This window comes from Pseudomonas sp. GXM4, assembly GCF_008923895.1.
Taxonomy (GTDB): domain Bacteria; phylum Pseudomonadota; class Gammaproteobacteria; order Pseudomonadales; family Pseudomonadaceae; genus Aquipseudomonas; species Aquipseudomonas atacamensis.
Map to the genome: position 1 here is coordinate 1 of NZ_WBRZ01000187.1, position 11,269 is coordinate 11,269.

General features: G+C 61.1%; 8 protein-coding genes and 1 riboswitch. Of the genes, 5 read left to right on the plus strand and 3 right to left on the minus strand.

The window, feature by feature from the left end:
* Positions 1–125 precede the first annotated feature (125 nt).
* A riboswitch (cobalamin riboswitch) is annotated at positions 126–345 on the plus strand.
* Between the two features lie 122 nt (positions 346–467).
* From F8N49_RS20065 to cobM, 4 genes are all read left to right on the plus strand, one after another.
* Entirely contained in the window at positions 468–665 is a 198-nt protein-coding gene (locus tag F8N49_RS20065) for a CbtB domain-containing protein (RefSeq protein WP_016774486.1), read from the plus strand.
* Between the two features lie 10 nt (positions 666–675).
* Positions 676–1,377, plus strand: a complete 702-nt coding sequence (locus F8N49_RS20070) for a CbtA family protein (protein WP_122751413.1) — start codon at positions 676–678, stop codon at positions 1,375–1,377.
* Positions 1,374–1,787, plus strand: a complete 414-nt coding sequence (locus F8N49_RS20075) for a cobalamin biosynthesis protein (protein WP_122507089.1) — start codon at positions 1,374–1,376, stop codon at positions 1,785–1,787. The genes F8N49_RS20070 and F8N49_RS20075 overlap by 4 nt, the downstream gene beginning before the upstream one ends.
* A gap of 78 nt (positions 1,788–1,865) precedes the next feature.
* Positions 1,866–2,612 carry a precorrin-4 C(11)-methyltransferase gene (gene cobM / locus F8N49_RS20080; protein ID WP_122707973.1) on the plus strand — a complete coding sequence of 249 codons (747 nt, stop codon included), beginning with the start codon at positions 1,866–1,868 and terminating at the stop codon, positions 2,610–2,612.
* A gap of 115 nt (positions 2,613–2,727) precedes the next feature.
* On the opposite strand, the gene nfuA is transcribed toward cobM, so the two are convergent.
* On the minus strand, positions 2,728–3,312 hold the full coding sequence (gene nfuA, locus F8N49_RS20085; protein WP_003225494.1) for a Fe-S biogenesis protein NfuA: 585 nt from the start codon (positions 3,310–3,312) through the stop codon (positions 2,728–2,730).
* 103 nt (positions 3,313–3,415) lie between these two features.
* Positions 3,416–5,710: a fatty acid cis/trans isomerase gene (locus F8N49_RS20090; protein ID WP_151552252.1), complete on the minus strand. Its 2,295-nt coding sequence runs from the start codon at positions 5,708–5,710 to the stop codon at positions 3,416–3,418.
* Between the two features lie 155 nt (positions 5,711–5,865).
* Here F8N49_RS20090 and metH point away from each other — a divergent pair, with 155 nt between their 5' ends.
* Positions 5,866–9,576: a methionine synthase gene (metH, locus tag F8N49_RS20095; protein ID WP_122707977.1), complete on the plus strand. Its 3,711-nt coding sequence runs from the start codon at positions 5,866–5,868 to the stop codon at positions 9,574–9,576.
* Between the two features lie 46 nt (positions 9,577–9,622).
* Here metH and F8N49_RS20100 read toward each other — a convergent pair.
* A partial coding sequence (locus F8N49_RS20100; protein ID WP_306106538.1) for an NEL-type E3 ubiquitin ligase domain-containing protein occupies positions 9,623–11,269 on the minus strand: 1,647 nt, incomplete at its 5' end.

Here is an 11,269-nt window from a genome sequence, read left to right on the forward strand (position 1 = left end):
AAGGGCGAAACCGTAATCAGCTACACCCGCAGCAACGGATATACACACAACAACATCAGAAAAATACTCCCACCGCAGCACCGAAAACTCCCCGGAAATTGACTAAAAACCCAAACCCATGTTCTCCTGCCCACTTTGTTACGGGTGCCCTTCACAGGGTGAAACGGGAAACCGGTGAATCATGTGCTTTACTCAAGGCCATGTCAGTCCGGTGCTGCCCCCGCAACGGTAAGCGAGCGAAGCGTCAGATCCACTGTGCCCCGGCATGGGAAGGTGATGCTTGCAGGTCGGCCTCGTGCCAACCCCTCGCAAGCCCGGAGACCGGCCCGCAACACCCAGCACGCGCAAGCGCCGCTGACCACAAACAAACCCGCGGTGGGCGGGCGCTGTTCGAAATCCCTGCGTGCCCGGCTCGCAGGGATTTTCATGCGCTCTGTTTACCCGCTGACATTTCAGAGGGAAGCGCTATGTCGATCATCAGCAATACCGTCAGCCACACTGACCACATCTCCAGCAGCACCACACTCGGCCAACGCGTGGCCGCCGCCCTCTTCGCCTCGATCCTCGGTGCCAGCCTGGTCTGGTTCGCCGGCTTCTCGCACATCGAAGCGGTGCACAACGCCGCCCACGATACCCGCCACAGCGCCGCGTTCCCGTGCCACTGAGGCTGCCGAGATGATCAAGCGTATCGCGCAAACCGCAGGCTTCACCGGCTTGCTGGCCGCCCTGCTCCTGACCCTGCTGCAGAGTTTCTGGGTATCGCCACTGATTCTGCAGGCCGAATCCTTCGAGAAATCCGAACCGGTCGCGCAAGTTCACGAACACGCTGCCGGCACCGCCGCCCACAGCCATGATGGCGAAGCCTGGGAGCCGGAAGACGGCTGGCAGCGCGTGGTCTCGACCACTGGCGGCAATCTGGTGGTGGCGGTGGGTTTCGCCCTGATGCTCGCCGGCCTGTACACCTTGCGCGCGCCAACCAAAACCTCGCAAGGGCTGCTCTGGGGTCTGGCCGGTTACGCGACGTTCGTTCTCGCGCCGACCTTGGGCCTGCCACCTGAATTGCCGGGCACTGCGGCTGCCGATCTGGCTTCGCGGCAGATCTGGTGGATCGGCACTGCCGCTTCGACCGCCGTCGGCCTGGCACTGATCGCCTTCAGTCGTCACTGGCTGATGAAGCTTCTCGGTGTGGCGATTCTCGCCGTGCCGCATGTGATCGGCGCGCCGCAACCGCAGGTGCATTCGATGCTTGCCCCAGAGGCACTGGAAACCCAGTTCAAAATCGCTTCGCAGCTGACCAACGTCGCGTTCTGGCTGGCCTTGGGCTTGATCAGTGCATGGTTGTTCCGCCGCAAAAGCGCAGGCCCATATCAGGCATGACCGATGACCGCGCAGCGCCGACCCTCGTGGTCGGCCTCGGCTGCCAGCGCGGCTGTCCCGCCAGTACACTGCGTGCACTACTCGATCAAGCGTTGCAGGCGCACCGCATCGAGCTGCGAGCGGTCAAGGCTTTGGCGAGTATCGACCTCAAGCGCGACGAACCGGGGTTGCTGGAACTGGCCACACAATTGAACCTGCCGCTGCAGTATTTCAACAGTGCCGAACTGGCGCCCTATCAGCAGCGTCTCAGCCATCAATCGCAGATCGCCTTTGAGCGCACCGGCTGCTACGGCGTGGCGGAAAGCGCCGCGCTGGCGCTGGCCGAGCAACTGATTCAGGCGCCGGCGAAACTGCTGATTCACCGCCAGAAATATGCGCAGGCCACGCTGGCATTGGCCGGCGCTGCATAAAATCCCGATAATCCCCGCCATTGATCATGAGCACGCTTCATCTGCAGTGGGGCTGCGCCTCTTCACAAGGATTCAACGATGACCGTCTACTTCATCGGCGCCGGCCCCGGCGACCCGGAACTCATCACCGTCAAAGGCCAACGGCTGATTCGCAGCTGCCCGGTGATCATTTATGCCGGTTCGCTGGTACCCGCAGCGGTGCTGGAAGGTCATCAGGCCGAAACCGTGGTCAACAGCGCTGAACTGCATCTGGAACAAATCATCGATCTGATCAGGACGGCCCATGCCAAAGGCCAGGATGTTGCCCGTGTGCATTCGGGGGATCCAGGTCTGTACGGCGCGATTGGTGAGCAGATCCGCTACTTGCGTGAGCTGAACATTCCTTTCGAGATCATTCCGGGCGTAACCGCGACGGCGGCATGCGCCGCGCTGCTCGGCGCCGAGTTGACCCTGCCGGACATCTCGCAAAGCGTGATTCTGACCCGTTATGCCGACAAGACCGTGATGCCCGCCGGCGAAGAACTGGCCAGCCTGGCGCAACATGGCGCGACCATGGCCATTCATTTGGGGGTCAATCATCTGGAAAAGATTTTGGTTGAATTGCTGCCGCATTACGGCGCGGACTGCCCGATTGCGGTGATCCACCGCGCGACATGGCCGGATCAGGACTGGGTCGTCGGTACACTGGCGGACATTGCCGCAAAGGTCGAGGCCAAGGGGTTTCGGCGTACGGCGTTGATTCTGGTCGGGCGGGTGTTGGGCAGCGAGGTGTTCAGCGAGTCTTCGCTGTATCGCGCCGGGCATGCGCATTTGTACCGACCGTGAGTGGAACGCGGAGCGTCCCGGGCTGCATGCCCACGCGGAGCGTGGGCATGATCAAGCCACAGGCATAAAAAAACGGCGCTCACGGGCGCCGTTTTTCATGTTCGCAGCGAACGCCTTAGTAGTAGGCGTTTTCTTTCTGCGTGTGGTCGGTCACGTCGCGAACGCCCTTGAGCTCAGGAATGCGCTCGAGCAGAGTGCGCTCGATGCCTTCCTTCAAGGTCACGTCGGCCTGGCCGCAGCCCTGGCAACCGCCACCGAACTGCAACACGGCAATGCCGTCCTCGACCACATCGATCAGGCTGACCTGACCGCCGTGGCTGGCCAGCCCCGGGTTGATCTCGGTTTGCAGGTAGTAGTTGATGCGCTCGTTGACCGGGCTGTCGGCATTGACCATCGGCACCTTGGCATTTGGCGCCTTGATGGTCAGCTGGCCGCCCATACGGTCGGTGGCATAGTCGACAACGGCGTCGTCAAGAAACGCTTCGCTGAAGGAATCGATGTAGGCGGTGAAGCTTTTCAGCCCCAGCGCGGTGTCTTCAGGCTTCTCTTCGCCCGGCTTGCAGTAGGCAATGCAGGTTTCGGCGTACTGGGTACCAGGCTGGGTGATGAAAACGCGGATGCCGATGCCCGGGGTGTTCTGCTTGGAGAGCAGATCGGCCAGGTAATCATGGGCGGCGTCGGTAATGGTAATAGCGGTCATAAAAACTCCTCGCAGGCTTGGCCGCAGTTTACGCCAATCGGCGCGGCTGACAAAGTCCTAGTATTTTTGTCGGGAAAGAATCCCGGCATATGCCTGCGAATGCTCAAAGGTTCTCGTACCGGTTCATATCCAGCACACCCTCTTCCACCGGATCGGTTTCGTGGATGTACTGGCTCAGATCGTGAAAATACAGCCAGAACTGCGGATGACTACGACGAATGCCCCAGCGTTCGACGATTTTTTCGAACCGATTGGCATCCCTGGCATTCTCCATCGCATCGACAAACGCTGGCACCTGCTCGGCCGGTACGTTGAACATGAAGTTCGGGTAACTGGTGAGTACGCCCGGATAGATCGTCAAGGTGTCGAGACCGGGTTGATAGCGCAGCGACTCACCGAGCAGAAACGCCACGTTGCTGTGCGCGCGGTTGCGCAGCACGCTGTAGACCTCGCGCTTGCCGCTGGCGGTTTCGACACGCAGCAAGGTCGCTTCGGGCATCTGGTCGATGACTTTCAGTCCCGCTGCCGGGCGCGAGGCCAGACGGCTCAAGGCCTGCTCGGCATTCTGCAACGCCGGATCAATATTCGGTCGCGAGCAATAAGCGCCGTCGCAGCGATTGATCGGGTCTGGCCGCGCGTTCAGATCACCGTAGCGCGCCAGCAACTGCATGGCGAAATCGTGTTTCGGGTCTTTTTCGTCGAGTTTGAGCGCGGTCGGTTTGTCGTCATCGATGGCCTCGTAATCGAGCCACATCTTGAACTGGCCGCCGTCCTGGTACCAATCGTTGAGGTAATCCTCGCGCGAGTCAGCGGGCATCAGGCGCAGGAAGTTCTGCTCGGCGCCGTTACGGATCAGGTCGAAATACAGACGGGTCTGCGCCTGATGGGAGACGTTGCCGAACACGTCGAAGTTGACCGCGAGCTGATAGTAGGTGCGCTCGAGCAGTGGATAGTCGAACAGCCACATGGTTTGCGGCACCTCACCGATAAGCCCCTTGGTCACCGAAGCGCTGTCGAAGTGGCGGAAAATGCTCAGCAAGGCGTTGTCGTTGCCGGCCCACAGCGTCGACCAGCTCGGCGCCGGCAGATCGGCGTAGCTGTCACGGCGCAGTGCCTCGTATTCGTTGCGCTTGTCGCGATAGTTGCGCCACAGACTCAGCACGCTGCCGACATCGTCGTTCTGCCCCGGCATCGCCAGCAGCGGCGTGGCCTGGCCACGGTAGTTCGGGTCGGTGATGTAGAGATCATGTTCCGGCGCCTGGAACAGCGCCCAAAAGTTGTCGCGGATCACGTCGGTCGCGATCTGCCCACGGCACACCGGGCCGCGAATGAAGGTGCGGACGAAGTATTCAGCGTTATCGAGCATGAACTGATAGCGCGCCTGCGCCGGAATCGCCTCGAAAGTGGCAAACGGATTGGCACGGCTTTGCGGGCCGTAACCCGGCAGCGCATTGACCTGCCAGTTGCCGTTGTAGAACAGGCTTTTGATCCGGGCCATTTTCGCCGCGCTCAGCGGATAAGTGATGTGCGTCTTGTGCACGATCACCCCCTGCACCGGCCACAAGCGGTAATACACCTGCGTGCCCGGGTCGTCGTTGGGGCGGCGCGTGGCGATCAGGTCGATCGGCTGGCCGCTCGGCGTACGCGACCGTACCCACTGGAAATAACGCCCCGGCTCACCCTCCTTGAAATAGATGTGCGCCAGATACCAGTGCTCGAACAGCCAGCGCCCGACCAGACTCTGCCGCGCACCGGGGGCGTTGAGCAGGTTTTCCCACTGCAGGATCTGCATCGCCTCTTTGGCACTCGGCGCCAGGCTCTGTTCGTCGATCGGCGCGCCAGACGCCAGCCAGCGCTGCAAGGTCTGGTATTGCTGGTCGGTCAGGCCGGTGACCGCCAGCGGCATGCCCTCTTTCGGGTGCGCGCCGGCATATCCGTCGAACTCCGCAGGCATTGCGCATAGATTGTTGCGATTGAGCCCCAGGACAATGTCTTCCGGCAGTTTGGCGTTGGGCGTCAGCGGCGTCTTGTGGCCGAGTTCAAGCATGCGTGCCATCAGCGCAGCCTGACTACCCTGGGCGTCGAGCACCGAATAGAAGTCTTTCTGCTGCCAGGCGCGCTTGCCGAACGCGTCGTAAAACAAGCGCGTGGTCGGTGCGGCCTGGGTGCGTTCGCCGTCGTACACCGGCATCTTGCTCGCGCCACGGGCGGCGCCTTCGCCACTGCCCAGATTGAGCTGACAGGCCGAGTCATAGCAGGCATGGCAGGCTACGCACTTCTCGGTAAAGATCGGTTGGATATCCCGGGTGTAGGAGATTGAAGAAGAAATGGCAGGATCTTGCGCCGCAACGCTCCCGCTCAGGACCAGCAACCATAAACTGATGAAGCGGTGCGGCATGCTGCTGATCTCGATGATAAAAAAAGGCTGCGATTCTACCGTTATGACGCTCGTACCAACATGAGCGATATTCATGCAAAAGCTGCACATGCTCCAAAAGCGCACAGGTTTGCTATGATCCCGCTCCTTCGTAATGGTCTTTCCGAGTAGTCCACATGTCCGATCGCAGCGTCCGCCTTCAAGCTCTCAAGCAAGCCCTCAAAGAGCGCATCCTGATTCTCGACGGCGGGATGGGCACGATGATCCAGAGCTACAAGCTCGAAGAGCAGGACTATCGCGGCAAACGCTTCGCGGACTGGCCGAGTGACGTCAAGGGCAACAACGACCTGCTGGTGATCACCCGTCCGGACGTGATCGGCGGCATCGAAAAAGCTTATCTGGACGCCGGCGCCGACATTCTCGAAACCAACACTTTCAACGCCACGCGCATTTCCATGGCCGATTACGGCATGGAAGAGCTGGCGTACGAGTTAAACGTAGAAGGCGCACGTCTGGCGCGCAAGATTGCCGACGCCAAGACCGCCGAAAACCCGGCCAAGCCGCGCTTCGTGGCCGGCGTGCTCGGCCCGACCAGCCGCACCTGTTCGCTGTCGCCCGACGTCAACAATCCCGGCTACCGCAACGTGACCTTCGATGAGCTGGTAGAAAACTACACCGAAGCCACCAAAGGCCTGATCGAGGGCGGCGCCGACCTGATTCTGATCGAAACCATTTTCGACACCCTCAACGCCAAAGCGGCGATCTTTGCCGTGCAAGGTGTGTTCGAAGAGCTGCACCTCGAATTGCCGATCATGATTTCCGGGACCATCACCGACGCCTCCGGCCGTACGTTGTCGGGCCAGACCACCGAGGCGTTCTGGAACTCCGTGGCCCACGCCAAGCCGATCTCCGTGGGTTTGAACTGCGCCCTCGGCGCCAGCGAACTGCGCCCGTACCTGGAAGAGCTGTCGAACAAGGCCAGCACCCACGTATCCGCGCACCCGAACGCCGGCCTGCCGAACGAATTCGGCGAGTACGACGAACTGCCGTCGCAAACCGCGAAAGTCATCGAGGAATTCGCCCAGAGCGGTTTCCTCAACATCGTCGGCGGCTGCTGCGGTACCACGCCGGGCCACATCGAAGCCATCGCCAAAGCCGTGGCCGGTTACGCGCCGCGGCAGATTCCGGACATTCCCAAGGCCTGCCGCCTCTCCGGTCTGGAGCCGTTCACCATTGATCGCAGCTCGCTGTTCGTCAACGTCGGCGAGCGCACCAACATCACGGGCTCGGCGAAATTCGCCCGCCTGATCCGTGAAGACAACTACACCGAAGCCCTCGAAGTCGCTCTGCAGCAGGTCGAGGCCGGCGCGCAGATCATCGACATCAACATGGACGAGGGCATGCTCGATTCGAAGAAGGCCATGGTCACCTTCCTCAATCTGATCGCCGGCGAACCGGATATCTCGCGCGTGCCGATCATGATCGACTCGTCGAAATGGGAAGTCATCGAAGCCGGCCTCAAGTGCATCCAGGGCAAGGGCATCGTCAACTCGATCAGCATGAAAGAAGGCGTCGAGCAGTTCATCCATCACGCCAAGCTGTGCAAGCGCTACGGCGCTGCGGTGGTGGTGATGGCCTTCGACGAAGCCGGCCAGGCCGACACCGAAGCGCGCAAGAAGGAGATCTGCAAACGCTCCTACGACATTCTGGTCAACGAAGTCGGCTTCCCGCCGGAAGACATCATCTTCGACCCGAACATCTTCGCCGTCGCCACCGGCATCGAAGAACACAACAACTACGCAGTCGATTTCATCAACGCCTGCGCCTACATCCGCGACGAGCTGCCGTATGCGCTGAGCTCCGGCGGCGTGTCCAACGTGTCGTTCTCGTTCCGTGGCAACAACCCGGTGCGTGAGGCGATTCACTCGGTGTTCCTGCTCTACGCCATCCGCGCCGGGCTGACCATGGGCATCGTCAACGCCGGTCAACTGGAGATCTATGATCAGATCCCGGTCGAGCTGCGCGACGCGGTCGAAGACGTGATCCTCAACCGCACTCCGGACGGCACCGACGCCCTCCTCGCCATCGCCGACAAGTACAAGGGCGACGGCAGCGTCAAGGAAGCCGAGACCGAAGAGTGGCGTAACTGGGACGTCAACAAACGTCTGGAACACGCGCTGGTCAAGGGCATCACCACGCACATCGTCGAAGACACCGAAGAATCCCGGCAGTCGTTTGCGCGGCCGATCGAAGTGATCGAAGGCCCTTTGATGTCCGGCATGAACATCGTCGGCGACCTGTTCGGCGCGGGCAAAATGTTCCTCCCGCAGGTGGTGAAATCCGCCCGGGTGATGAAGCAGGCCGTGGCGCACCTGATCCCGTTCATCGAACTGGAGAAAGGCGACAAGCCGGAAGCCAAGGGCAAGATCCTCATGGCTACGGTGAAAGGCGATGTGCACGATATCGGCAAGAACATCGTCGGCGTGGTGCTCGGCTGCAACGGCTATGACATCGTCGACCTCGGCGTGATGGTCCCGGCCGAGAAGATCCTGCAGGTCGCCAAAGAAGAAAAATGCGACATCATCGGCCTCTCCGGCCTGATCACGCCGTCGCTGGACGAGATGGTCCACGTTGCCCGCGAAATGCAGCGTCAGGACTTCCATCTGCCACTGATGATCGGTGGCGCGACGACGTCGAAGGCGCACACCGCGGTGAAGATCGAACCGAAGTACAGCAACGATGCCGTGGTCTACGTGACCGACGCGTCGCGCGCCGTCGGCGTGGCGACTCAGTTGTTGTCCAAGGAACTCAAGGCCGGTTTCGTCGAGAAGACCCGCCTGGAATACATCGACGTGCGCGAGCGTACGTCCAATCGCAGCGCCCGTACCGAACGCCTGAGCTACGCCGCCGCGATCGCGAAGAAGCCGCAATTCGACTGGGCCAATTATCAGCCAGTGAAACCGACCTTTACCGGCAGCAAGGTGCTCGACAATATCGATCTGAAAGTGCTGGCCGAATACATCGACTGGACACCGTTCTTCATTTCCTGGGACCTGGCCGGCAAGTTCCCGCGCATCCTCGAAGACGAAGTGGTCGGTGAAGCCGCCACTGCGCTGTACAAGGACGCGCAGGAAATGCTCGCCAAGCTCATCGACGAAAAACTGATCAGCGCCCGTGCGGTGTTCGGTTTCTGGCCGGCCAATCAGGTCAACGAAGACGACATCGAGCTGTACGACGACAACGGCAAGCCATTGGCCAAGCTGCATCACTTGCGCCAGCAGATCATCAAGACTGATGGCAAACCGAACTTCTGCCTCGCCGACTTCGTGGCGCCGAAGGACAGCGAAGTCACCGACTATGTCGGCGGCTTTATCACCACCGCCGGCATCGGCGCCGAAGAAGTGGCCAAGGCCTATCAGGACGCGGGCGACGACTATAACTCGATCATGGTCAAGGCCCTCGCCGACCGCTTGGCCGAGGCCTGCGCCGAATGGCTGCACCAGCAAGTGCGTAAAGAACATTGGGGTTACGCCAAGGATGAAACCCTCGACAACGATGCACTGATCAAAGAGCAATACCGTGGCATCCGCCCCGCTCCCGGCTACCCGGCCTGCCCGGATCACACCGAGAAAGCCGCGCTGTTCACCCTGCTCGATCCAGAGGCTGCGGAAATGCGCGCCGGGCGCAGTGGCGTGTTCCTCACCGAACACTACGCAATGTTCCCCGCCGCAGCGGTCAGCGGCTGGTACTTCGCCCATCCGCAGGCGCAGTACTTTGCCGTGGGCAAGATCGACAAGGATCAGGTGCAGAGTTACACCGCGCGCAAAGGCCAGGACCTGAGCGTGACCGAGCGTTGGCTGGCGCCGAATCTGGGTTACGACAGCTGAGTCGAGCCGACCTGGGAGTGCCCTGCTCCCAGGTCCGCTCGATCACTCAGTCGCGGCGCCACGAAGGCCCGGGTTTCGGTGACGACGGGGGCGCTGGCGACGCTCCCGCATCCTGCGACGCCAGGCTCTCCAGCTCTGTGCGAGTCAAAGCCTTGAGTTTCTCGATACGCGCATCCGCCAGTTCGATTTCAAGCACCCTCATCGCGTCCAGATAATCGCTGTTTTCTCTGTCCGGGTAGGCATCCTCGACCGCTTCGTGCCGCCTGGTAGCGTCGCGTTCAAGTGCCTCGAACGCCTCGGCGTGGCGATCCTGCAGATAGCGGATCCAGTAGTCCCGCGCAATCAGATCCTCCAGAAACATGGGTGATGCCTCGTCCGCGAGAACCGAGGCACGCGCATCGAGCAATCGTCGCCCGCGAATCGGTGAGGCGTACAACATGTGTTCGGGTTGCGCCGGCAACTCCAGGTCGTCCGGCCAGCCGCGTGTCATGGCGATGCGGTATTGCAGGCGAACTTCCGCGCGATCCTTGTTCCTGGCGGCGGCTTCGGCCAGTCGATCCACCCTTTCCAGGCGAAACAGCCGTCGAGTCAGATCAAGCAGCGCTCTGCCGCGTTGCAGCTGACGATGCCGCGGAATGTCGCGCAGAGCGTTGTATTCATAGACGCGGGTCTCCAGTTCGCTGAACGACAGGATCCGGCCATCGGGGCACGTGCCGTGGGTTTCGGCGTTGAAAAACAACAGCTCGCGCAGTTCAGCGTTTTCCGTGGCAGCCTGGATCACTTGCCAGACCCGGTGGGTCAGATCGGCACCGGCAAACCTGAATTCCAGGGTGTCGGGCAAGGTCGAGAGCAAATGAAAGAACGCCTCATGGTTGGCCTGTCGAGCCAATTGCAGCCATAGCGCTTGCCGCGCTGCACGCGCATCTGCATGCGTATAGGTCATCCATATATCCATCGCCGGCGCCGCCACGTCCTGCGCCGGATTGGCAATCACCTCCGCAGCCTCCACACCGGCATGCATATCCACGGGCCTGCTACTGCTACCGCCTCCGCCTCCGCCACGCGGATCATCACCATCGTCGCTATCGGAGTCGGGGTCCGAACCCCGATCCGAATCCGATTCGGATCCGCTATCGCTTTCCGAGTCGCTCATACGCTCGGCGATCAAGCGCTGCAAGGACTCCGGCGTGTAGCCCAGCACGTCACTGCCGCCATGCGCGACGCTGTAGTCCCTGATCTGCTCCAATGCGTTAAGCGACAGCGAGTTCTCCGACAGATCGGTGCCTGCCACGAGCGCCTCATGATTGCCGCCCAACAGCCGGTCCGGGAAAACCATGATGTTGTTGCCCGACAGGTCCAGCCTTTGCAGATGCGCCAGTTCAAGCACGCCTTCAGGCCAGAAATCCAGGCCGTTCTGGCCGAGGTTGAGGGTTTGCAGACTGCTGAAGGTTGCGGCGTTGAATTCTTCCAGCTGATTGTGACTGAGGTCGAGCCAGCGCAGCCGCGCCCCGCTCGCGTGCTGATACACCGATTGCGCCACGGCCAGGCGATTGCCGCTCAATTCCAGCCGTTCGAGCCGGCTCAGACCGCCGACAGCTTCCGGCAGGCGTGCCAGGCCCGTGCCATTGAGTGTCAGCGTGGTCAACTCAGGAAACGCCGGGCAAAAGAGGTTGAAACTCTCGACGGAAAATTT